Origin of the sequence: Paenibacillus camerounensis (assembly GCF_000723885.1) — a bacterium.
GTDB classification, from domain to species: Bacteria; Bacillota; Bacilli; order Paenibacillales; family Paenibacillaceae; genus Paenibacillus_AQ; species Paenibacillus_AQ camerounensis.
The window spans coordinates 16642-40403 of record NZ_CCDG010000087.1; the positions used below are offsets into that span (position 1 = coordinate 16642).

14 protein-coding genes and 1 pseudogene are annotated in these 23762 nt (G+C 53.0%); 13 read left to right on the forward strand and 2 right to left on the reverse strand.

The annotated features are described in order from the left end of the window. The first annotated feature begins 46 nt into the window (after positions 1-46). The 4 genes from BN3772_RS27275 to BN3772_RS27290 all read left to right on the forward strand — a co-directional run bounded on the left by BN3772_RS27275 (position 47) and on the right by BN3772_RS27290 (position 3918). Positions 47-970, forward strand: a complete 924-nt coding sequence (locus BN3772_RS27275; protein WP_042203508.1) for a helix-turn-helix transcriptional regulator — start codon at positions 47-49, stop codon at positions 968-970. 40 nt (positions 971-1010) lie between these two features. Further along, the gene (locus BN3772_RS27280; protein WP_042203509.1) at positions 1011-2090 is read left to right on the forward strand and encodes a Gfo/Idh/MocA family protein; all 1080 of its coding nucleotides are present in this window, start codon (positions 1011-1013) and stop codon (positions 2088-2090) included. A 127-nt stretch (positions 2091-2217) separates the two neighbouring features. Next, the gene (locus BN3772_RS27285) at positions 2218-2949 is read left to right on the forward strand and encodes a ThuA domain-containing protein (protein ID WP_042203511.1); all 732 of its coding nucleotides are present in this window, start codon (positions 2218-2220) and stop codon (positions 2947-2949) included. Next, a complete protein-coding gene (locus BN3772_RS27290; RefSeq protein WP_042203512.1) occupies positions 2950-3918 on the forward strand; it encodes a sugar phosphate isomerase/epimerase family protein in 969 nt (322 codons plus the stop codon). Between the two features lie 702 nt (positions 3919-4620). Here BN3772_RS27290 and BN3772_RS27295 read toward each other — a convergent pair. Continuing rightward, positions 4621-5511 (reverse strand): helix-turn-helix transcriptional regulator, encoded by an 891-nt coding sequence (locus tag BN3772_RS27295; protein ID WP_042203513.1) that lies wholly within the window; start codon positions 5509-5511, stop codon positions 4621-4623. A gap of 656 nt (positions 5512-6167) precedes the next feature. Between BN3772_RS27295 and BN3772_RS27300 the strand changes: the two genes are divergently transcribed. From BN3772_RS27300 to BN3772_RS27315, 4 genes are all read left to right on the forward strand, one after another. Continuing rightward, positions 6168-7595, forward strand: a complete 1428-nt coding sequence (locus tag BN3772_RS27300; RefSeq protein WP_042203514.1) for an ABC transporter substrate-binding protein — start codon at positions 6168-6170, stop codon at positions 7593-7595. 80 nt (positions 7596-7675) lie between these two features. Then, a complete protein-coding gene (locus tag BN3772_RS27305) occupies positions 7676-8611 on the forward strand; it encodes a carbohydrate ABC transporter permease (RefSeq protein ID WP_052380722.1) in 936 nt (311 codons plus the stop codon). Then, positions 8608-9477, forward strand: a complete 870-nt coding sequence (locus BN3772_RS27310) for a carbohydrate ABC transporter permease (protein ID WP_052380723.1) — start codon at positions 8608-8610, stop codon at positions 9475-9477. Before BN3772_RS27305 ends, BN3772_RS27310 begins: the two co-directional genes overlap by 4 nt. 24 nt (positions 9478-9501) lie before the next feature. Beyond that, complete coding sequence (locus BN3772_RS27315) at positions 9502-16467, forward strand: DUF5695 domain-containing protein (RefSeq protein ID WP_157643660.1); 6966 nt, start codon at positions 9502-9504, stop codon at positions 16465-16467. A gap of 70 nt (positions 16468-16537) precedes the next feature. Here the strand turns inward: BN3772_RS27315 and BN3772_RS31430 are convergent. After that, a pseudogene (locus tag BN3772_RS31430) lies at positions 16538-16753 on the reverse strand (N-acetyltransferase); the annotation flags it as partial. A gap of 323 nt (positions 16754-17076) precedes the next feature. Here BN3772_RS31430 and BN3772_RS27325 point away from each other — a divergent pair. The 5 genes from BN3772_RS27325 to BN3772_RS27345 all read left to right on the forward strand — a co-directional run bounded on the left by BN3772_RS27325 (position 17077) and on the right by BN3772_RS27345 (position 23421). Further along, positions 17077-18912, forward strand: a complete 1836-nt coding sequence (locus BN3772_RS27325) for a cache domain-containing sensor histidine kinase (RefSeq protein WP_042203516.1) — start codon at positions 17077-17079, stop codon at positions 18910-18912. A gap of 2 nt (positions 18913-18914) precedes the next feature. Then, on the forward strand, positions 18915-20099 hold the full coding sequence (locus tag BN3772_RS27330) for a response regulator (protein ID WP_042203518.1): 1185 nt from the start codon (positions 18915-18917) through the stop codon (positions 20097-20099). Between the two features lie 202 nt (positions 20100-20301). Then, the gene (locus BN3772_RS27335; protein WP_042203519.1) at positions 20302-21594 is read left to right on the forward strand and encodes an ABC transporter substrate-binding protein; all 1293 of its coding nucleotides are present in this window, start codon (positions 20302-20304) and stop codon (positions 21592-21594) included. A 130-nt stretch (positions 21595-21724) separates the two neighbouring features. Next, a complete protein-coding gene (locus BN3772_RS27340) occupies positions 21725-22606 on the forward strand; it encodes a carbohydrate ABC transporter permease (RefSeq protein WP_052380724.1) in 882 nt (293 codons plus the stop codon). Continuing rightward, the gene (locus tag BN3772_RS27345; RefSeq protein ID WP_042203521.1) at positions 22603-23421 is read left to right on the forward strand and encodes a carbohydrate ABC transporter permease; all 819 of its coding nucleotides are present in this window, start codon (positions 22603-22605) and stop codon (positions 23419-23421) included. The genes BN3772_RS27340 and BN3772_RS27345 overlap by 4 nt, the downstream gene beginning before the upstream one ends. The last annotated feature ends 341 nt before the right edge of the window (positions 23422-23762 follow it).

Sequence of the window (23762 nt, forward strand, 5' to 3'; positions counted from 1 at the left end):
TTACCTTGATCCGGTAAAAGAACCACACGCACAAGGAGCCGCACTTATGAGCATCTATCTCGAGCTTCCGGATGTGGACAAGCATTTTCCCTTCCGCAGCCTGATCTGCGGCGGGGATGAACTCTGCTATCCGCACTGGCATAAAGAAATTGAAATGATCTATGTAACGAAAGGAAGACTAAATCTGGGAATAAATGATACTCCAATCCGCATGGAGCAGGGGGAAGTGCAGTTTATCAACGGTGGGGACGTGCATTATTTCCTTGCTTCGCCGGAAAGCGAACGGGTTGTTCTCCAGTTCGATTTGAGCCTGTTTCAGGAGCTGTCGGTAACCTGCGGCAATGACTTCTCGCTGCGGGACGTGTTCACGGCGATGGAGCATTCCAGCTCCGGCTGGCCTCAGGAGACGGCCGGGCGGATCATTAGACTAATCGAAAGTATATATGAAGAGGACACCCGGCGGGGAGAAGGCTATGCCTATCTGATTAAAGCCCGTTTATTTGAGCTGCTGACCGTAATTATGCGCGAGGTTCCCAGGAATAACGCCGGCAGGCTGCCAAAATTTTCAGAGGACAGCCTGTCCCAGTCCCGGGAGATGATGGAGCGGCTTGAACGGATTTTTATCTATGTCGAGCAGCATTACCAGGAGCAGATCACCCTTAACGAGGTAGCCGGGCATATGGGCTTCAGTCCGTATTATTTTACCAAGCTGTTCAAAAAGCACACCGGCATGACCTTTGTCGCCTTCCTCAATGAATACCGGCTGAACAAAGCCAAATGGATTCTGCTCAACGAGGATCTGCCGATGTCTGCTGTTGCTGAAGCCGCCGGGTTTGGCAGCGTGAAGACCTTCCATCATTTTTTTAAGTCGGCAACCGGCATTTCGCCGCTGAAATATCATAAGACAATATTCGGGAATAACAGGGCAAGAATGCAGGAAGAAAGCGCTTCGCAGGATTTGTATGATTAGAGGCAGAGAGTTCACAACATTCGTTGGAGGGAAATAGAGAATGACTTTAAAAGTGGGAATTATCGGCTGCGGCGGCATCGCAACCGGCAAACATATGCCGGCTCTGAGCAAGGTGGAAGGCGCTGTCATGGTTGCTTTTTGCGATATCGTACCTGAACGGGCCGAGCAGGCCAAAGCGGAATTTGGAGATGCGGACGCAGCGGTATACACAGACTATAGAGAGCTGCTGAAAGATACCAATATAGATGTAATCCATGTGTGTACACCGAACATTTCCCATGCGGAAATTTCAATTGCCTCGATGGAGGCCGGCAAGCATGTCATGTGCGAGAAGCCGATGGCAAAGACGACTGAGGAAGCGCAGGCCATGCTCGATGCCGCCAAGCGTACCGGCAAAAAGCTGACCATCGGCTACCAGAACCGTTTCCGGTCTGACTCTGCTTACCTCCACCGGATGTGTGAGAACCATGACCTCGGAGAAATCTACTATGCCAAAGCCAAGGCCATCCGCCGCCGTGCGGTACCGACCTGGGGCGTATTCCTGGATGAGGAAGCACAGGGCGGCGGTCCGCTGATCGATATCGGCACCCATGCGCTCGACCTTACGCTGTGGATGATGGACAATTACAAGCCGAAATATGCGGTAGGCAATGCTTACCACAAGCTGTCCGGCCGCAAAAACGCCGCCAACGCCTGGGGCCCGTGGGACCCGGAGAAATTCACGGTGGAGGATTCGGCGATCGGCTTCATCACGATGGAGAACGGAGCAACCATTGTGCTGGAAGCAAGCTGGGCGCTGAACACCCTGGATGTCGGTGAAGCCAAGACCACGCTCTGCGGGACAGAAGGCGGAGCCGATATGGAGAAGGGCCTGCGCATCAACGGCGAAGAGTACGGCAAAACCTATGAGAAGCACATCGGGCTGGATGCCGCCGGCGTAGACTTCTATGACGGTGCGGGCGAAGATCCGGCGCTGGTTGAAGCCGCGCAGTGGATCGACAGCATCCTAAATGATACAGAGCCGGTTGTTAAACCGGAGCAGGCTCTGGTGGTAACCCGGATTCTGGAAGCGATCTATAAGTCGTCCGAGACAGGGCTGCCGGTATTTTTTGAAGATTAAGTAAATTGATATGAAAATAATAAAGGGAAGCGTGCCGGAAGTCCAAACATTCTCTGGAGTTACGGACAATCCCTATATAGTAAGCATCAGTCAACCATTTTAAAACCATTTAGGAGTGTGTCCTATAGTGACAAGAGTAACCGTATGGAATGAGTACCGTCATGAGCTGCAGGAAGAGCGAATCCGCCAGGTGTATCCGCTTGGCATCCATGAGCAGATCGCCGGATTTCTTGAGAAAGCCGGGTTTGATACGGCAACCGCAACGCTGGATGAACCGGAGCACGGACTGACGGAAGAAGTGCTGAATAACACGGATGTACTGGTATGGTGGGGGCATATTGCCCATCAGGAGGTCAGCGATGAGATCGTGAACCGGGTCTATAACCGCGTACTGCAGGGAATGGGACTGATTGTGCTGCATTCCGGCCACATGTCCAAAATCTTCATGAAGCTGATGGGCACCAGCTGCGACCTGAAGTGGCGCGAAGCGGGCGAGAAGGAACGCCTCTGGGTGATGGACCCGGGCCATCCGATTGCCGAAGGCATCGGCGAGTATATCGATCTGGAGCAGGAAGAGATGTACGGGGCACATTTTGATGTGCCGGCACCGGAGAGCCTGATCTTTGTCGGCTGGTTCGAGGGCGGCAACGTGTTCCCGAGCGGCTCGACCTACCGGCGCGGCAGCGGCAAAATCTTTTACTTCCAGCCGGGCCATGAATCTTATCCGACGTATTACCATAAAGAAATTCAACAGGTTATTATCAATGGCGTAAACTGGTGCGCACCAACCAAGCGCGATTATCCGGTGTACGGCCATTCCCAGGCTCTGGAGCCAATTCGCGAAAAGGTGGGCGTATAAATGAAGTTAGGCGTATTTGATCCCGTATTCGGAAGTTTGACTCTTGATGAGATGCTCGATAAACTCGCAGCTGCCGGCCTGAACGCCGTCGAAATCGGCTCGGGCGGCAACCCCGGGAACCCGCATTGTCCGACGGACGAGCTGCTGGCCAGCGGGGAAGCACGTAAGGCTTACCTGGAGAAGTTCACGAGCCGCGGTATTATGATCAGCGCATTCAGCTGCCATAACAACCCGATCTCCCCGGACAAGGAGGAGGCCCGTCAGGGCGACGAGATTCTGCGCAAGTCGATCAAGCTGGCTTCGCTGATGGGGGTTCAGGTGGTTAACACCTTCTCCGGCACCGCCGGAGACAGTGAAGAGGCTAAAGCGCCGAACTGGCCGGTATCCCCTTGGCCTACGGTATACAGCGACATTCTAACCTGGCAGTGGGAGCAGAAGCTGATTCCGTACTGGAAGGAGATCGGTAAGCTGGCAGAGGAGCACGGTGTGAAAATCGGCATCGAGCTGCACGGCGGCTTCCTGTGCCATACCCCTTACACGATTCTGAAGCTGAGAGAAGCGACCTGTGACGCTATCGGGGCTAACCTTGATCCGAGCCATCTGTGGTGGCAGGGGATTGATCCGGTCGGCGCAATCAAGATCCTCGGCAAAGCCGGAGCGATCCATCACTTCCACGCCAAGGACACTTACCTCGATCAGGACAATATTAACATGTACGGCCTGACCGACATGCAGCCTTACGGTGATGTGCAGACCCGGGCGTGGACGTTCCGCTCTGTCGGCTGCGGCCACAGCCTGTCCGAGTGGTCGGATATGATGAGCGCGCTGCGCACCTACGGCTATGATTATGTAGTAAGTATCGAGCATGAGGACCCGCTGATGTCAGTAGACGAAGGCTTCCAGCGTGCCGTTACCAACCTGCAGTCGATCCTGATCCGCGAGCAGCCGATTGATATGTGGTGGGCATAAGGTAAGGTGCTAGAGTAATTGTTAGTATTGTAAAGAAGCCGTTCCCGGGAGGGGCGGCTTTTTTTGCTAAGAGAGCGTGTTTTTTGCTAAGAGAGCGTGTTTTTTTGATAAAAGAGTGTATAGGCTTTCGGGTTACGGCGAAGCCGCTGCATCAGCTTCCATTAAGGCCGCGCCTTGTGGGGGATTTTGCTTTAGGAGCATTTGTTTGGTTGACTGGTTGCTTAACTGCACTTTGTGCAGCTAAAACGGCTGTTTTCTGCTGAAAAGGACATTTAGCTGTACTTCGTACACTTAAAAGTTCGGAAGAACGCTAAATGGCGCTGCCGGGCTCTTTTTAGCTGCACAAAATACACTTAAAACGTATAAAACCAAATTCACGCCTGATTTAGTTGCACAAACTGCAGTTAAGCTGTATTGGACTTATAGATGGAATTTGTAAACTAAAATAAAGGGAAAAGTGGCGGAGGAGAATTCTGGAACTGTAGGAGCGTTAGCGACCGCCTGAAAGCTTTTCGCAGAAAAGCTCGCTACGGAAGCATAAGCAGTCTGCGGATTTCAACCGCGAACAGCGGTACAATTGAAGAAATCTGCAGACAACAGCGGCCGGAAGTCCAAACATTCTCTGGAGCAGCGACAAACCCTAATAGGAAAATCACGAGTTCAATCTATAAAAATCCAGTCAAAACAAACCCAAACAAGACACTACCGCTCTTTCACAAACCTGCTGCGAAAAGCCGAAGGGGAGAGCCCCTCTTTCTTGGCGAAGCTGGAAGAGTAATGAGATACATGGTGAAAGCCGACTTCCTCGGCGATTCGTGCGACAGGCCAGGAGGTCTGGAGCAGCAGCCGCTTGGACTGTTCAATCCGGTAATATTGCAGGTAGGCTATCGGCGTCATGCCGAAGACCTTCAGCATGCTTTTGGCCAGATAGTTAGGGTGGTAGTTCAGCTCTTTTTGCAGGATGGGGTTGGTAAGCTCGTGCATGTAATTATTCCGGATGTACAGCTCGATCTGCTCGGCCAGATGAATCGCGGTTGCATCGCTTGGTGAGGCCAGATCCCGGTCCAAATGCTGTAAAAAGGCTTGAAAGCTGGCCTGGCGGCGCCAGTTGCGCAGTGATTTCGGCTCCGATTCCTGTTCGAAAAATAACTCCAGCAGCTCCATTGCCTTGGCGGAAATCTTCAGGAGCCTCGGCAGAAAGATCGAGCAGAGATCGGTGTGATGGACATAGGCTTTATTCTTATGCTCTTCAAACAAGATCTGCTGGTTAAGCAGACACTCGCTCATATCGGCACATTCCTGCCAGCTGCCAAAGGTCTGGAAATGAATCCAGATAATTTTGGTCGGCACTGTACATGGGGCGAAGCCGTAATGATGGCCGTCCGGCAGGAGAATCACGCCTTCACCTTCACCCAGCTCGCGCAAAATACCATTTTCCCCGACCGGCAGAAGGCCTTTGACGACCACAATTAAATCAAACACCCCTATACAGTTGCGGTCAATATGATAATCACCAATGTCGTACGATGCATGCCCGCAGTCCACAAAATAGGGAATCGGCGGCGAAATAAAATGCAGGATGGGCGTATTCATATCATAAGCTCCTCCATCTACAAAGGTTGCAATTATGAAAAAGCATTCCGCTATGCCTTGCCGGTTGCACCCAATGTATCCCAACTCCCGGTATAAGTAAAGAGCTATGATGAGCAGTGAAAATATATAATCATTTATTCTTTTTTTGAACTATTTATTTATGGGCAGGCTCTTCCGGACCCTTTCGGCTTCCAGAGCACATCCCGTCTGCGTAAAAAGATTGAAATTATATAAATATAGGTTGTAATATCGGTTTTTCAATTGAAATAGCGGGTGCTACAATTAGGTAAGCGCTTCCTTAACGGAAGGGGAAGAGCGGTAGCAATCCATTAAACCAGGGGAGATTACGAAGCTTGGATTCTTTGTTAAACGATTATCTTGAAGCTTGAGCCGTTGTAAGGGGGGAGGAATTTAAGCTGAGATCAGGTTAGCTGCGATTTGAAGTTGCGGAATTCCGGTTTCTTTTGATAATTGCGTTATAAAGATCAGACTTGTAAATATACTTTAGGGGAAAAGTGACAGGGCTTGTGAAGCTGTAGAAGGGTCTTTGCTTTCGATTTAATTTAAACGTTTAACAAAAGCTTGGAGGAATGATTTCGTTGTCCTTTTAAGGTAATCAAGCTCATGAAGTAAACGATGAGGGGAGATCAACAGTAATGAAAACAGCTAAAAAACTTGCAGCAGGCCTGATCCTGACTGCCTTAATGGTGAGCGCCGCCGGCTGCGGAAACAACACGTCAAACACGGAAAACACAGGAAATAAGGACAACACAGGAAATACGCCAACTAAAAGTACAGAGCCGGCCAAAACCTCTGAAGCTTCTGCTGAAAAGGTCAAAATCATCTACTCCATGTGGGGAAGCGCGGCAGAAGGGAATACCACACAAAAGGTGGCTGACCGGTTCAATGCGTCGCAGGACACCATCGAAGTCGAGGTACAGGCGATCCCTTGGGAGAACTACATGACCAAGCTGAACACGCTGGCAACGGCAGGCCAATTGCCCGATACAGGAATGCTGAAGGAGGATGGCGTCATTCAGTGGTCCTCCGAAGGCATGCTGAATGATGTAAGCGCTATGTATGAGGGCAGTGACAGCAAGCCGCTCGACAGTCTGGCCTACAAACACAAGGGTAATACCGTGGCCTACGCTGCCGCTAACGAAATTCTCTTGCTCTACTACAACAAAGATATGTTCGATAAGGCAGGTGTTGCGTACCCTCCGGCTGTGCTGGACCAGGCCTGGACCTGGGAGCAGTTCGTAGATACAGCTAAGAAGCTGACCATCGACAAGAACGGCAAGCATCCCGGCGAGGAAGGCTTTGATGAACAGGGTATCGTCCAGTTCGGTGCTTCTGTTGAGAATCTTCCGTGGCAGCTGGAAGCCTGGGCGCTGAGTAATAGCGGCGGATTCTATTCCGAAGACGGATCAGAGGTGCGTATCGGAGAGGACGCCAGCATGGAAGCCATTCAGCGGGTGGCTGACCTGTACCTGAAGGATCATGTTGCCCCGTTGTCCGTCGGACAGACCGATGACGGCATCCAGCGTACCGTGATTGCCGGTACAGTCGCTATGGCGACAAACGGCCAGTGGAATGTAGGAACGAGCCTGAACTCGGCCAAGGAGGAAGGGCTGAATTATGGTGTAGCCGTTCTGCCATATATGAAGGATAAGGTTACGATCAGCACAGGCGGCGCCAACGTCGTCTTCTCCCAGACCAAGCATCCGAAGGAAGCAATGGAATGGCTGAAATGGTACAACTCGGAAGAAAACAACTGGGAGCTGATCTCCTCGGGCATCTGGATGCCGACGCTGGATAAATGGTATAAGGATGAGACGCTCACCCGCAAATGGGTTGAAAATCCGAACTTCCCGCCATACGACGAATACAAGTCCGCGGTAGTTGATTATGCCCAGTCTCCGGCCGCAAGACCGGCTGCATGGTTCTATACGAACTATACAACAGACTTCAACACGCTGCTCGGCTCCGTTCTGGGTGATGTCTGGACCGGAAAAACGACCGCCAAAGAAGCCATCACCAAAAATCTCGAAGCGCTGAAAGCCGTACACGCAGGCAGCAATTAATAGAGAAGGGAGCTTGACCGCCGGTATCGCTGCAAAAGCACTTACGGCGGTCAGCTCCCAACTGTGAGGGAGAGCGAGATATGGAAACCGTTACTAAGCTGCAGAAACGCCGTCCCCGTAAGCCTTCCCGTATTCATGCAAGCGAGGCGCGCACCGCATATATCTGTCTGATTCCTGCTTTTCTGGGACTAATCTTTCTGACCTATCTGCCGCTTGCCGGAGTGCTGGGAATCAGCCTGACGAACTGGACCGGGCTGAAGAGCCCGGAATTTATCGGCCTGGATAACTATATCAAGCTGTTTACAACCGATCCTTATATCAAGGATTCGATCCTGGCGACGCTTTATTTTGCAGGCTTATCAGTGGCTGGAAGCATGGTCTATTCGCTGTTCATCGCCATGCTGCTTAACCGTAAAATTCCGGCGCGGAGTTTTTTCAGAGCTGTGTTTTATGTGCCTTATGTGTTGCCTGCCACTGCCATCTACGTAGGCTGGTCCTGGCTGTATGAGGGGAACTTCGGCTTCTTTAACTACCTGCTCTCCGAGCTGGGCCTGAATAAAATCCTCTTTATCGCCGATTCCAGCTATGTCGTGCCTTCGCTCTCCCTGATATCAGTCTGGCTTGCCGGGAATCTGATCGTTATCTTCCTGGCCGGGCTGCAGAATGTGCCGGTGGTATATCATGAAGCCGCAGAGATGGATGGAGCAAATGGATGGAAGCGCTTCCTGCATATCACCCTGCCTTGTATGACTCCGATCATTTTTTATAATCTGCTGATGAGCCTGATTGCCAATCTCCAGATCGTTACACCGGCGCTGGCCTTAACCAATGGCGGTCCGGGTAACTCGTCGCGGTTCCTGACCTATCTGATGTACGATCAGGCTTTTGTAAACTATAAGCTCGGTTATGCCTGCGCGACCACGCTGATTATTTTTGCTATTCTTGCTGTCTTTACCACGGTGCTGTTCAAGACGTCCGGACGGTGGATTTTTAACGAGGGAGGCGACGACAAATGAGCGTAGCTGCATACGGCAGATTAAAAAGTAAAAAACGCAGAACCAGAACCATGAACATTCTAACCTTTGCTGTCGTCGTTGTATTTGCGCTGATTGCCTTTTTCCCGATCTGGTGGATTTTCCGCACCTCACTGATGACGAATGCTGAAATCTATCGCTACCCTCCTTCACTAATACCGGACAAATGGCTGTTTTCCAACTATGAAAAGACGCTGGAGATTTTTAAATTCTGGAAGTACTTATGGAACACAATGGTTATCATTACTCCCTCCTGTCTGGCAGGGACCTTTACGGCTACTTTGTGCGGATATGCCTTTGCAAGGCTGCGGTTTAGAGGGAAAAGCCTGCTATGGGCGCTCTGCGTAGGCTCCATGCTGCTGCCGGCCATGGTCACGCTCATCCCGCTGTATATTGGCTGGACGCGGGGGCTGGGATTCAATGACAGCTACTGGCCGCTCATTCTGCCTTATTTCTGCGGGGGCGGGGCCTTTAACATCTTCCTGATCCGCCAGTTCATTGTGTCGATTCCGCGCGAGCTTGATCAGGCGGGAACCATTGACGGCGCCGGCTATTTCCGGATTCTGTTCAGCATCATTATGCCGGCGATCCGGCCAGCTATGATCGTTGTTGCACTCTTTATTTTCATCGGGCTATGGAATGATCTGCTCCAGCAGATGATCTACATCAACTCCAGCGATAAATATACGATTGCGCTCGGGCTGACCAACTTCAGGGGCCAGCTCAAAAGCGACTGGCCGCTGACAATGGCCGCGACTTGTCTTTCCTTTGCTCCAGGCGTCATCTTCTACCTGATTGGCCAAAAATATTTTGTAGAGGGAATCACGCTCACCGGATTAAAAAATTAGTCCGAACGGGAGGTTATGATGGGAATGATTACACGAAAACTGAAGCCGCTGGCGGTTGCGCTGCTGATGCTTGTCCAGGCAGTGCCGCTGTATGCAGGTGCAGAATCTGCGGCTGGTGCAGAGCTGCTGGCAGCTGCTGTAAAGAACGACATCGCTAATGCCAGCCTGTCTGCCAAAGTCGGTGATCTGGGCCAGATTGAGGAGCTGTATATCAACAATAACCCCGTCAATAAAAAAGGGGCACCGATCAATTTTGTGCTGCCGAACACGACCTCACCGCAGAATGATGTCCAGCACCAGTGGATGGGTGAAATGATCTTTTCGTACCGTACAGGTGACAGCGGGCAATTCCCCGATAACAGAGACGGCTTTACAGAAGTGGATACCAATAAAACACTGGCCGCCGGCGGATCAACCAGAGTTTCCACCATCAACCCGGATAACCCTTATATCCAAAAAACAGCTTCAGCAGACGGCAAAAAAGTAGAAGTCAACTTTCTGGGACAAAACCTGGATTCAACCGCCCAGCGGGTGATGAAGGGCTTTGACGTCAAGTCGGTATTCGATATGGATACCGAAGACGGCTCACTGCTGTGGGAAATCACGCTGAAGAACAAGAGCAGCAAATATATTGAATTCGGTGATATCGGCCTGCCGATGCCCTGGAACAACAAATACCGGACGTTATCCGATACTTATGATGACCGTGTAACCGTGCATAATTTTGCCGGCGCAGACAGCGGGTATGCCTATGCAATCCGGACCAGCGGCGAGGGCAACTTCATGCTGTTCACCCCTGTGCCGGAAAGCGGCGCGCGGATCGAATATGTGGATTACTGGATGCAGGAAAGCGGAGAGCTGCGTGCCGGCAATACCTTCGCGAACTGGACCGGCGACAGCGGCGGCTGGTATCCGGGGCTGAATGTACTGTACATCCACTCGAAGGATATCCAGAAGACCGGACGGGGCTATTACACCGATGCCTCCAGCCTGGTGCTGGGACCGGATCAGGAGCAGACATACAAGTTCAAATTCTCCGCCGTCCGGGCAGGCGACAACACGCCGCAGGCTAATGCCCAGAGCCCGAACAACAGCTCCACCTCGATGGAGGACCGCGAGTCCAATCTGCGTTCCATCCTGTACAAGTCAGGCCTGATCGATGCCGTGGCGGTGCCGGGCTTCCAGACAGCGATTAATATGCCAGCCAAGCTGGATCTGCACTATGATGACAGCCTTATCGACGTACAGTCGATCGATATCCAGAATGTTGACGAGAACGATCCATTCGACGAAGAGCATATCCCGGATATCAAGCCCGGCAAGACTAGAGCGGAGATGGTCAACAACTCCCGCACAGGCCGCGGCCTGGCTGACGGGAATCCGGGCTACGAGGAAGCCTACGAGTTCGTAGAGACAAAGGTAGTTGACGGTGAACAGCATCATATCTATTCGCTGAAGTTCGGTTCCATCGGCAATAACAGTGTGCGGGTGAATTACAAGCTGAAGGTTGGCAATGAATGGGTCAATAAATTTACCCAGTATGAATTCAATGTGCTGGCCGAGCTGGACCAGACGTCACAGGCTCATTCGGAATTTATGGTGGAGCAGACGCAGGATAAGGACCCGGACAGTCCGACCTACGGCAACTATTTCGACTGGTATCTCACCGGCGGCCTCGACAAGAACACCAGCCACTGGGGGGATGACTGGAGCCACGATAATATCAATTTCATGACGATGAAAAATGTGCTTGATCCCGATCCTGCTGAAATCAGCTCCATCGAAACGTACCTGATCGACTTCATGTGGGAACGCTATATGAAAAATACACAGAAAAGCTATACGGTAGCGAACTATCTCAGAGATTCGGGGGCTTTTACGGGTAAAGAGCAGCCGTATACCCGTGCGTTCTCGGAAATGATGGAAGCGACCGGCTTCTTCAACATGTACCGTATTCAGAAGGCCTATCCAAGCCTGATCGAGTACCGGGAGTCCCCGCAATATTATCTGGAAAAAGCCTACGGCATCTACTACAACCGGGTGTCCAGCGGAGCAATCGGATTCTACGGCGAGCAGCAGATCCCGGATATGATCGAGGCGCTGAAGGAAGAGGGTATGCTGACAGAGTCAGCTAATCTGCAGCGGAAGTTCGCCCTGGACAAAGGCCGGAATATGACCAATGCCAATTATCCTTACGGCTCCGAGTTTGAGTATGATAACACCGGCGAGGAAGGGGCATATGCGGCGGCCAAGGCGCTGCGGACTTATTATCCGAACGACGGACGCGCAGCCGCTGCTGAACAAAGCATGGAAATGGCAGACTGGAAGACACGCGCCATGCGCGGCATTCAGCCGACCTGGTTCCATTATTCCGTTCCGGTATTCCGCGGCGGCGAAGGCTGGTGGAATTTCCAGTACACTGCCTCACTCGCAGGCTATATTATGGATGACTGGCTGCGCTATGAGGATGACGGCAGGTCGGAGGAGCAGACCGCCATCGCCCAGCAGCGCAACTATGCAGCGAAGATTTCCAACTTCAATGCCGTCAACATGGGTCAGATAGCCGCGCAGTCAGTCGGCAGCACCTCGTGGAGATATTCCATGTATAAGGGCGGAACCGGCACCAAGGATGTCTTCGACGGCGGCTCGCGGGTAATGAATAACGGCTGGAATGATTTTTCCGGCGAAGCGGAGGAAGGCCTGTACGGTTCCCTGCTCAGCATCAGCGCCGATATTGTGACCGATCCGGTATTCGGGCTGTTCGGATACGGCGCCCTGGTTACGGACGGAGGAGACAGCTATCAGATCACGCCAAAGGACGGGTTCGGCAGACGGATCAATCTGCTGGATGAGAAGCTGTATCTGGTGTCCGGGAACGATAAGGTGACAAGTGCGGATATCCGCAAAGACGGTAAAGCGTTTACCCTGCAGCTTGAGAATACGGCGGAGCAGGAGCATGCATCGCGGATTACTTTTGACGGGGCGGGCATCGGGAACGGCTACTATTCAATTAAGCTGGATGGTGCAGACGCCGGACAGTTCTATGTACAGAACAACAAGGGTACCGCCATGTTCCATATGAGCAGTGCAAAGACGGCTGAACTGGTGATCGAAAAAGCCGATACCGGCGCAAATGAAGCTCCGCAGGTGACGGCAAAAGTTGCGGTGCAACAGCCGCAGGCACTGATTCCGTTTATGCTTAACGGCATTGTAACCGATGACGGTGCGCCGGGCGGCAGCCTCACCTACCAGTGGGAGATCGTCAGCACGCCGGAAGGCGGCAAGCTTACCTTTAATCATCCGAAGGCAAACATTACACAGGCTACGGGTTCAAAAGAAGGCACCTATACGCTCCGGCTTACCGCAGGTGACGGGGCGAAGACCGGCTCCGGCGAGGTAACCTTCCAGCTGGCTGCGCCGCCTGAGAAGCAGCCGCCGGTGATCAGCCAGGTGACTGCCGTTCAGGATGTGGCGAACAACAGCATCGTCATATTATCCGGCACAGCCGTTCCCGATCCGGTGCACAGCGCTGTATTTGAGCCGGAGCTGACCTACGCGTGGACGGTTAAGCAGAAGCCGGAGGGTGCCGGTGAGGTGGCTTTTGTGGCCGGTAACAAGGAAACGGCCTATGCCCGTGTCAGCAAGGCAGGCACCTATGTGTTTACCTTTACGGCGTCAGACGATGACAAACAAGGCAGCAAGGACGTCACGATTGAGATTAAAGAAGATGTTGTAGACGCTTACCGGGCACTCAGCACAGTGACCAAAAAGGACACAGCCCCTGTGCTTCCGGGTAAGGTGAATGTCCTGTCCGAAGACGGCTACGGGGAGCGGGACATTCAGTGGGATACCCTTGATCCGGCCAGCTATGGAGCTGCGGGTCAGTTTGAAGCCAAAGGCACAGTCACAGCTAGTGATATAGAGGTGCGTGCTGCCGTATATGTCGTGAGTTCAGGGCTGTCAAATGCCGCGCTGACCGCTAAACCGTCCGCCAGCTTCTCCGGCGGTGACGGGTATCCGGAAGCGATGAACAACGGCATCGAGCCCAAAAGCTCAGGCGATTTCTCTCCGAACCGCGGTGCACCGAACAGCGCCTGGCATAACTGGGGCCGGGAAGGTGATCCGGCCTGGGTCACGTATGAATGGGAGCAGCCGTTCCTGGCCTCCTCCATGGATGTCTACGTATTCCAGGACGGCGGCGGAAACTTCCGTCCAAAGGAAATGCAGCTGATGCTCCGTGACGGGGACGGCAAATGGTACACCCCGAGAGCCGTGAAGGGGCTTGGCAATGAGCTGAACAGATACAACACAACCACCTTTGAGCCTGCTTATATTACAGGCGTACGGATGGATATGAAGCCGGCAGCCAATGGAAGCGGGATTCTGGAATGGAAGGTCTACGGCTATACAGGCGCAGTAGATAAGGCAGAGCTGATCAAGGTGTATAACTACGTTAATACTTTGAACGCTGCGAACTTTAACGCACCGGGTCTTACGCCGGTTGAAGCGGCCAAGGCTGATGCTACTGCAGTTATTAAAAACCTGGCTGCCACAGACGCTGAAGTTACCCAGGCGCTGGAGAAGCTGCTGACCGACTTGCGTCTGCTCAGTCCGCGCGATAACAATATGGCCTATCTGGCCAATGTATCATCCAGCTACACCTCGCCATGGGAAAGCCTTACCGCGGTGAATGACGGCAAAAAAACAGGCACTAGCCTGCCGCACTGGGGAACCTGGGGCAATGCAGGGGCAGCGGAGTGGGTGCAGTATGACTGGCCGCAGGGCGCCGCCCTCCAAAGCTCCAATCTGGTGCTGTGGTCGGATGCAGGCGGAATCACGCCTCCTACCAAGTATGTGTATTCTTATATTCCACTGAACAGTGTAACGAATGAATGGGTTACAGCCGGAACAGTCACCGGGGGCATCAAGGTGGTTGAGCATAATCCTGCAGAATCCGTGAACCCGTATGAATTCGATCCCGCGCTTGAGGTAAAGGCGCTGCGGGTTACGATGACGAAGCAGTCAGCGGCAGGGGACAACGGAGTGGGCTTATGGGAATGGGAGGTGATCCGTCCGGAAGGGCAGAAGCAAGAGCAGGAGCCTCCATCTGCTACAGAGGTAAAAGGTGGGGATGTCAGTGAAGCCGATGCTAAGGACGGGAAGATCACCGGAGTAAGCTCCGCGATGGAATACCTGAAGCACGGAGCGGATACAGAGATCTGGGCCGCCATCACAGGTACAGAGATCACAGGACTTGATGCTGGAACCTATGAGGTGAGATACAAGGAAACGGCCACGCATCAAGCGAGTCCATCCCTTGAAGTTGTCATTGGCAGTCCGGCTGTAGAACCGACGCCGGAGCCGACAACGACACCGGCGCCGACAGTGACGCCAGTGCCAACAGCGCCAGCGACGCCAGCGCCGACAGCGACACCAGAGCCGACGGCGACACCAGCGCCAACAGAGACGCCAGCGCCAACAGCGCCGCCGACGCCAGCGCCGACAGTGACGCCAACAGCGACGGCAGCGCCAACAGCGACACCATCGCCGACGGCGTCACCAACAGCGACAGCGACGCCGACGCCGACAACGATGCCAGAGCCAACAGCGACGCCGACGCCAACGCCGACAACGATGCCAGAGCCAACAGCGACGCCGACGGCAACACCGGAGCCGACAGCGACAGTGACGCCAACGCCAACAGCGACGCCAACGGCAACAGCGCCAACAGAGACGCCAGCGCCAACAGCGACACCAGTGCCAACCTTGCCGCCGGCAACAGTGTACGTACCTGCACCTGTGACCAACACAGTTGAAGGAGCTGTGATTAAGGCTTCAACACTGCTGCTTGATCCGGTGACCGGCATAGCTGCCGGGCTATCAATTACGCAAGAAGATCTCAATATAGCATTATCAAACGCCAAAGCTGACAGCGATGGAGTAAAGACGGTGAGAGTGGCAGTTCCGGTTATGGAAGGCGCAGGCGGATATACGGTTAAGCTTCCTGCCGCTGCATTGCGCTCGGATACAGCAAATATGCTAGTAGAGATCATAACAGGCTTCGGTACGATACAGGTGCCTTCCTCAATGCTAAATCAGGCGGCTGGGGATGCCAGACATGTTGAACTGACTATTGGCAGTGCCGGCACTACTACGCTTGATCCGGTTACCCAAAGCATGACCGGCAGCAGACCAGTAATCAGTGTAGCTGTCAAAATAGACGGAAAAGCAGTAGCAGAGGATAGTCTAAATGCATCAGTGGAGGTGCGCATTCCATATATTGCAGCTCTTAATGAACTGGCAACCTCCGCATACCTGACTATCTGGCACGTTGATGCAGACGGCAAACCGGCTCAGATCAGGCTTGCCCAATATGATGCCTTCAAAAAAGCTGTAGTATTTACCGCTGCACAGTCCGGGACGTATGCTGTAGCCTACACCAAAAAGAGCTTTGGTGACGTAGTGCAAAATGCATGGTACCGGCCGGCGGTAGAAACAATGGCCTCCAAGGGCATCATAGACGGTACCGCGTCTACAAGCTTTAGCCCGGGCAGCACGGTTACAAGAATGGAGTATCTGGCATGGCTTGTACGGACACTGGAGCTAAAGGCGGAATTTGATGCAAACTTCAGTGATATTCAGGAGACAAACACGTATTACGAAGAAATCGGAATCGCCAGGGCACTTGGGATAACGACAGGTACAAATGGCATTTTTAATGCTGAAGCAGAGATCACCAGACAGGACTTGGCCGTGCTGACCATGAGAGCACTGCGTGCAGCAGGTCTTGCATTACAGGCTGATATCTCCGGAGACCTCAAGAAATTCACAGATAGCGGCCAAGTCGCAGCGTATGCTGCGGAGGATCTGGCAGCAATGGTTGAGCTCGGCTTGATGAACGGGCAGGGCAATGCAGCCCTGAATCCTAAAGGCTCGACAACCAGAGCACAGGCTGCGCAGGTGCTGTATAAGCTTTATCAGCGGCAATGATTGGCATCCGGCAATAAATAAAGCGGCTTTGGCCCGTTACGGGACCAAAGCCGCTTGTTTTTGTCTGCTTCTACAGTTTCTTGTAATAAAGCACCGTTGTGTCGAGTCCGCCCTCTGCAGAGATAACAAAGTCGGGGATTCTGCCTGCCTCTATGTATCCGCGTGACTGATAGAGCAGGTTGGAGGGATCGCCTTCCCGCGTATCGAGGATAATCAGGGTCCGGCCATGTGCAGCCGCGGCCTGCTCAGCTGCAGTGATCAGCAGACCTGCAATGCCTTTGCGGCGTTAAGCCGTCCAAGGGAATAACAGAAATCTGTTCATTCATGGGATAAGTCCTTTCTGATACTGGATATGGTGCTGGATTTATTTTGAATTTTATATAAGCTTTATTATACATGTGTCATTAATGTTAACAAACAAAAAATATTCACCGGTAAACCTATGATATATCAATGTCAGTTATAAAGGCAGTTCTGACGGGGGGTTTCACTGCTCGACCGTTCAGCTGAAAGGGGGATGCTGGAGATTTACAGTGATTTTTCCCATGCAGGGTCTGGACTTATCCCTTATAATAAATGAAATTTAAAGCCTTCTGAGGGGGATGGAGAATGCGGCGGTGGAATAATCTCACTTATCAGAGCAAGCTGATGCTCGCCTTCTTCCTGTTAGGTATTATACCGTCAATGGTGATTGGCACGATGGCTTATTTCAAATCGGTCGGGACATTGGAAGCGCGGGTAAATGAAGATTTGGGTGTTATCGCCGGACAGCTGAATGAAGCGATCCGGCGGCAGGTTGAGGATGTGGACCGGTTCAGCACCTTCCCTTATTTTACACCGGAAATTTTTCAGATTCTGAATCAGCCGTATGTGCCGCGTGACCAGTGGAGCTATCAGGAGATTGAGAGCCAGCAGCAGTTTGCCAAGCTTCTTGTCACATATCCTTCGATCTTTTCTACGATTCAGGGTCTCGTCTTCTACAGCAGCACGGGTAACACTTACGGGTACAGGGTCAGCGACAGGTCTTCCATCAATGAGGCAGTCAGTCCGGAGAATGAAGAGTGGTACCGGGAGACGCTGAGCCGTGACGGAGGAATCGCCATATCCGGATTGCGGCTGGAAAAGCAGTTCAACAGCGCCCCTTTTCAGACGATTACGGCTTCACGCGTACTGCTGAATGATGATTTTACGCCTGCGGGTGTGGTGGCGGTGGATATCCGGCCGGATTTTATGGACAAGATCGTCCGTTCCTTTCAGCTGAAAAGCATGCATGTGATGGTGGCTGATGAAAAAGGGGAGCTGATCTACTCGACTAAGTCCGCCGACAATCAGCGGTTCCTCAGTGCTGCCGCCGGACAGGCGGCGCAAAATGGTGCGGTGCGCGGCATGATTACCGTGCCTGCGCTAGGGGACGGATTGGATGCGGCGACCGGCGTATACGCCTACAGCGAGTATCTCGGCTGGACCAGCTATTTGCTGATTGACCGCGGCGAGCTGCTGGGCGATGCCAATGTTATCCGGAACTTTACGATTGTGCTGGTGCTGATAATTACTGTGCTTGCGGGGTTGCTGTCGCTGCTGCTGGCCAGGGGGCTGGCGAAGCCGATCCGCAGCCTGATCTCCTCTATGCGTGATGTGGAACGCGGGCTGTTCGTGGCTCCGGCTGCTCCGCCCATGCGGGGCGAGATCGGCCAGCTTCATCTCAGCTACGTAACCATGGTGAAACGGCTGGGGATGCTGATCGAGTCGATCGAAGAGAAGGAGCGGCAAAAAAGAGAAGCAGAGCTGTACGCACTCCGGGCGCGGATTACGCCGCATTTTCTGTTCAACACGATTAACTCCATCCGTATGCTTGCTGTGCTGCAGCAGTCCGAAGGAATAGCCCGCCTGCTTCAGTCACTGAACAAGCTGCTGCAGGCCAATATGAAGCTGGACAGTGAACAGGTTTCGCTGGAGGCAGAGCTTGAGCTGCTGCGGCATTATATGCGGCTTATGGAGCTTCGGTATACGAACCGTTTTGAGGTGGAATGGAAGGTGGACGAGGACCTGCTTGGAGCGAAGGTGCCGCCGATGATTCTGCAGCCGCTGGCGGAGAATGCGATTTTTCACGGGTCTCTGCACAGCGGCGGCGGAATGCTGCAGATTGAGGTCGGAGCTGAAGTGAATCCGGAGGGGACGGAGCTGCTGATCTGGATCAGTGACAACGGGCAAGGCATTGAGCCGGAAACGCTGGATATGCTGAACGGCGGGGGAGTACCGCCATCGTCCGGCAGATCCGGTGACAGCATCGGCATCTCCAATGTGCGCGACCGTATCCGGCTCCGCTACGGTGAGCCGTACACGCTGAAGCTTACGAGCACACCTGGAGCAGGAACGAGGGCGGAGCTGCATCTGCCGTACCTGGCGGAGAACGGGCAGAACAATCTAAGCAGATTGGGGGAGTGACAATGAGGTGGAATTTGCTTGTGGTGGAGGATGAGACCATAGTCCGGCTGGGTCTTAGATATATGCTGAACTGGGATGAGCTGGAGATCGTCTGGAAGGCAGAGGCCTCGAACGGCCTTGAAGCGCTCAAGGTGCTTGCGGAGGAGGAGATCCATATCGTAATGACCGATATCCGCATGCCGGGTATGGACGGCCTTGAGCTGGCGCGCCGGATTAAAGAGCAGTACGGCAGGGTGCAGATTATTTTTTTCAGCAGCTTTGAGGATTTCCCTTATGTCAAAGAAGCTGTACGGATCGGAGTCGTCGATTATCTGCATAAGCCGACGATGGCGGAGAAGGAGATTGCGGCTGCCCTGCGCAAAGCGGCGGCGACGCTGGAGGAGCTGCACCAGCAGGAGCAGCCGCAGGGCTATACAGACAAAGACCGTGAGAGTCTGCTGCTGGAGCTGCTTACAGCAGGCGAGCAACCGGCTGATTGCGCCCGGAGATGGCAGCAGCCCCAGCTAGATCAGCGTTACAGCAGGGGCTGGCAGCTGGCTGTGCTGCGTATGGCTGAGGGGAATACGGCAGAACCGGCCGGCCTGGCCCGATTTATGTCCTTCCGTTATTACCTGGAAGAATACATCTCCCGTGAATGGGGCGGCCAGCTGCTTAACGTGGAAGACAGGGAGCTGGTCTGGCTGCTGCCGCTGGATGCAGAGCAGGCGGATGCCGGGGCGATGCGCAAGGATCTGGAGCAGCTCCATCAGGGACTGGATAAAATGCTCGGCATCCGCCTCGCCTACACCTGGAGCGGGATTCACCGGACAGCGCGTGAGCTGCCGGAAGCGTACAGGGCTGCTGCCGCGCAGGAACCTGAAACCGGCGGAAGGCTTAGCGGAGTAATCCGGCTGGCGACGGCTTTTATTGATGAGCATCTGCTGGAGGATCTTACGCTTGCCCGTACGGCGGAACAGATACACGTGAGTGTCAGTCACCTGAGCCGCCTGTTTCTGAAGGAGACCGGACAGCATTTCAATGAATATGTAACAGGCAAAAAAATGCTGCTGGCCCGCAGGCTGCTGCGTGAGAGCAACGACAAGGTGTACGAGGTGGCGGAAAAGCTGGGTTATGCGAATCCGCATTATTTCAGTAAATTATTCAAAGATGACACAGGGTTGACACCGCTGGAGTTCCGCAACCAGTAACCGCTGAACAACGGATAGCAAATCTATGCGTTAAAAAGCAATTTTCATCTATTTTTCCGCCGGATTTAGCCCGGAGAGCATCCGAATCCTATAAAGTAAGCAATTAATAGCTATAAAGCAGCAAATTGGCACGGTATTTAACCTGACGCATAAACGGTAATATTGGCTTAAGAAATTTACTTTATGTCAGGGAGGCTAACATATGAGTAGAAAAAAAGGGTTCTGGCGGTCATCGGTATGGAGTCTCAGTCTATTGGCCGTACTTGCCGGCTGCGGCAGCAATGCTGCATCGGACAGCAACGGCGCGGCAGGGGGAACGGCAACTAATGCCGCAGGCAGCGATTCCGAGAAAGAGCCGGTTGTGCTGAAGCTGACAACCTGGAACCCGATCAGCCAGACGGTTGTTGATAAATTCCAGGAGAAATATCCTTACATCACGATTGAGCACGACAAGGTATATGACCAATTCCGCGAGATCATCCGTACCCGGATTGTCTCAAAGTCCGATATGGATATGCTCTGGCTGTTCCCTAACCAGGTAGCCGAGTTCTCCAAAGAAGATGTTCTGATGGATATTACAGGCAGCCCTTGGCTGGATAATTATCTGGAAGCAGCAGTGAAGCTCGGCACGGTGGACGGAAAAACCTACGGGGTTCCGTACAACAGCCAGCCAATTGTAATGTTCTATAATAAAACACTGTTCGGTGAGCTGGGCCTTGAAATTCCGCAGACCTGGGATGAACTGCTCGCGGTAAGTGAACAGATTAAGGGCAGCGGTACCGCACCAATGGTTATCGGCAGCAAGGACGGCTGGGCTACCCAGTTCATCACTACCGCCCAATTCGGCTTATACCAGCACGATAATCCGGATGTGTTCGCACAAGTGGCCAGCGGGGAAAAGAAGTGGACCGATCCGGAGTTCAGCACTTATTTTGACGGGATGAAGGAGCTGGCGGATAAAGGCTATCTGCTGGAGAACTCCGTCGGGCTAAGCTATGACCAGGTAGCTCAGGTGTTCAAGGAAGGCAAGGCGGCAATGTGGCCGATGGGCGAATGGGGCTACAGCGAGAACTTTGATGCTGACTTCTCCGCCTTTGAGCTGGGTGCGTTCCCGATTCCGGTTAACCGCGGCGATCAGCCGCTCGTAACGAGTCTGGTATCTGACAATCTGCTGGTCGGCGTATCCTGGAGTAAGCATCAGGAGGAGATCAAGCTGTTCATGGAATTTGTAGCTGACCCGGAAATCGCCAAAATCTGGTCCGATGAAACGAAGCAGGCTGTAACTGTCAAGGGAGGCACCTCCGAAACCTACAGCCCGCTTGCATCATCGCTGCAGCCGCTGGTGGATGCGAGTGAAGCGCAGATTTTCCCGAGCATGACCTCATCCATCGAGCCGGTAATGTTCCCGATCTTCCAGCAGATTCTGCTGAAGCAGGATGTGGATACGTCCAAGCTGCTGGAGCAGCTGCAGGCTGCACAGAATAAGGATATCTAGAGTCTTTTAGACAACTGAAATCAACACACAAACAGAAAAGAATAGGCGAAGGCTCAGAACAAGGACGACTCTGTCTTTCGCCTGCTTTTCTTTTTTTTACCCATTTTGGGGTAAGAAACGGAGGCGCAACATGAAATTCATGAATTTCCGCAACTATATAATGTTCATTCTGCCGGCGCTTCTCATCTATCTGCTGTTTTTTGCCGGACCGATCTTCAGCGGCTTGTATTACGGATTCACGGACTGGAACGGCTTTTCCTTTAAGGCGGATTGGGTGGGGCTGGAGAACTTCCGCGAGGCTTTCCGTGATCCGCTGCTGCTCACCGCGCTGAAAAATATGCTCATTCTCTCAGTCGTCGTTATCGTGCTGCAGCACAGCTTTTCGATTCTGCTGGCCGTGCTGCTTGACCAGAAGCTTAAAGGGATTGTCTGGATGCGGGCGGTTATTTTCTTCCCGGTCATTCTGAACACCGTCGTAATCGGGTATGTGTGGAGCTACATGTACGCGCCGATGGTCGGGTTTCTGCCGAAGTTTTTTGACGCAATCGGTTTACACGGACTGGCTGCGCTGGACTGGCTGGGTGACCCTTCCTTAGCGATTTATGCCATTGCGCTCGTCATGGTCTGGCAGTACACAGGCTACTCGATGATGATCTATCTGGCGGGCCTGCAATCCGTTTCGGGTGAAATCTATGAGGCTGCGAGCATTGACGGTGCCGGGCCGTGGAACAAATTCTGGCGGGTCACCCTGCCGCTGCTGATTCCCTCCGTTATTGTGAACACCGTGCTGTCGGTCATCGGCTGCATGAAAATGTTCGAGCATGTGTTCATCATGACCCAGGGCGGACCGGCCAACTCGACCCAGACCTTCGGTATTATGATCTACCAGTATGCCTTCAAAACCTCGCAAATGGGCTACGGCACCGCGATGGCAATGATTCTGTCTGTAATGATTCTGGCTGTGACCTATGTACAGATTAAACTGCTCAGCCGTATGGAGGTGGCGAATTGACAACAACCCTGCAAAAGACCTCAATATATACCGTGCTCATTATCGCCCTGATTATCGTGCTGGTGCCGATGGCTGTGATGGTCTCCGTCTCGCTTCAGACCCCATCGACGGTTAATCCGCTTAGTCTGCCTAAAGATCCGCAGTGGAGCAATTATTCGGAGGCCTTCAAGACCGGGAATCTGCTGCCCTACTTCGGTAACAGTATTCTCGTACTGGTTATGACCACCGCCGCTGCTATCGGCGTTTCGGTACTGGCCGCTTACGGCCTGCACCACGGCAAACGCTACAAATCGGATGCCATGTCAACTTTTTTCCTGATGGGCCTCATTCTGCCGGCTTTCTCCGGTACGATTCCGGCATTTCTGGTGCTGCGCCAGGTGAATCTGCTCAATACGCATATCGGGCTGTCCCTGATCCAGATTGCTTCGGGGCTGGCCCTGCCGATCTTCCTGTATGTGAATTTCTTCAAAACCGTTCCGGCCGAGATTGAAGAGGCGGCGCTGGTGGACGGCTGCGGGCCTTGGCGGACATTTGTGCAGATTATTTTTCCGCTGACCCTGCCGATTACGGCTACCTGCGTGATTGTGGTGGCGATCAACTCATGGAACGACTTCTTCAACCCGCTGGTCTACCTGTCCTCGCCGGAAATGCGTACGCTGCCCGTCGGCCTGATGGCCTTCAAAAGCCAATACAACACCAACTGGCCGCAGATGTTCGCCGGTGCCGCGCTGGTGGCGCTGCCGATCATCCTCCTGTACCTGTTCGTACAGCGGTTTATTATTAAAGGCCTGGTGGGCGGTGCGGTTAAGGGATAGAGGGTGAAGAGAGGCTGGAGCGGGCAGGTTAGCTGTTCGGATGAACTGGAGTTGTGCGGGAGGCTGGGAGGATTGGCGGGAATGGCAGGTGTATCGGGATTGGCGGGAATGGCGGGAATGGTAGATACGGCGGTAATAGCAGATACGGCGTTAATGCAGATATGTCGGATACGGCGGTAATGACAGATACGGCGTTAATGCAGATATGTCGGTAACGGTAGATGTAGCGGATATGGCGGAAATGGCAGATATGTCGATAATGGCGGAAATATGTTGGATATATCTGTAATGGCAGATGTAGCGCATAAAGCAGATATGACGGAAATTCCGTAATGCCGGGC

Bases quoted from the DNA above. Each gene is read 5' to 3' on its own strand.
- BN3772_RS27275 (WP_042203508.1), top strand. From the start codon at position 47: ATGAGCATCTATCTCGAGCTTCCGGATGTGGACAAGCATTTTCCCTTC.
- BN3772_RS27280 (WP_042203509.1), top strand. From the start codon at position 1,011: ATGACTTTAAAAGTGGGAATTATCGGCTGCGGCGGCATCGCAACCGGC.
- BN3772_RS27290 (WP_042203512.1), top strand. From the start codon at position 2,950: ATGAAGTTAGGCGTATTTGATCCCGTATTCGGAAGTTTGACTCTTGAT.
- BN3772_RS27295 (WP_042203513.1), bottom strand. From the start codon at position 5,511: ATGAATACGCCCATCCTGCATTTTATTTCGCCGCCGATTCCCTATTTT.
- BN3772_RS27300 (WP_042203514.1), top strand. From the start codon at position 6,168: ATGAAAACAGCTAAAAAACTTGCAGCAGGCCTGATCCTGACTGCCTTA.
- BN3772_RS27305 (WP_052380722.1), top strand. From the start codon at position 7,676: ATGGAAACCGTTACTAAGCTGCAGAAACGCCGTCCCCGTAAGCCTTCC.
- BN3772_RS27310 (WP_052380723.1), top strand. From the start codon at position 8,608: ATGAGCGTAGCTGCATACGGCAGATTAAAAAGTAAAAAACGCAGAACC.
- BN3772_RS27315 (WP_157643660.1), top strand. From the start codon at position 9,502: ATGATTACACGAAAACTGAAGCCGCTGGCGGTTGCGCTGCTGATGCTT.
- BN3772_RS27325 (WP_042203516.1), top strand. From the start codon at position 17,077: ATGCGGCGGTGGAATAATCTCACTTATCAGAGCAAGCTGATGCTCGCC.
- BN3772_RS27330 (WP_042203518.1), top strand. From the start codon at position 18,915: ATGAGGTGGAATTTGCTTGTGGTGGAGGATGAGACCATAGTCCGGCTG.
- BN3772_RS27335 (WP_042203519.1), top strand. From the start codon at position 20,302: ATGAGTAGAAAAAAAGGGTTCTGGCGGTCATCGGTATGGAGTCTCAGT.
- BN3772_RS27340 (WP_052380724.1), top strand. From the start codon at position 21,725: ATGAAATTCATGAATTTCCGCAACTATATAATGTTCATTCTGCCGGCG.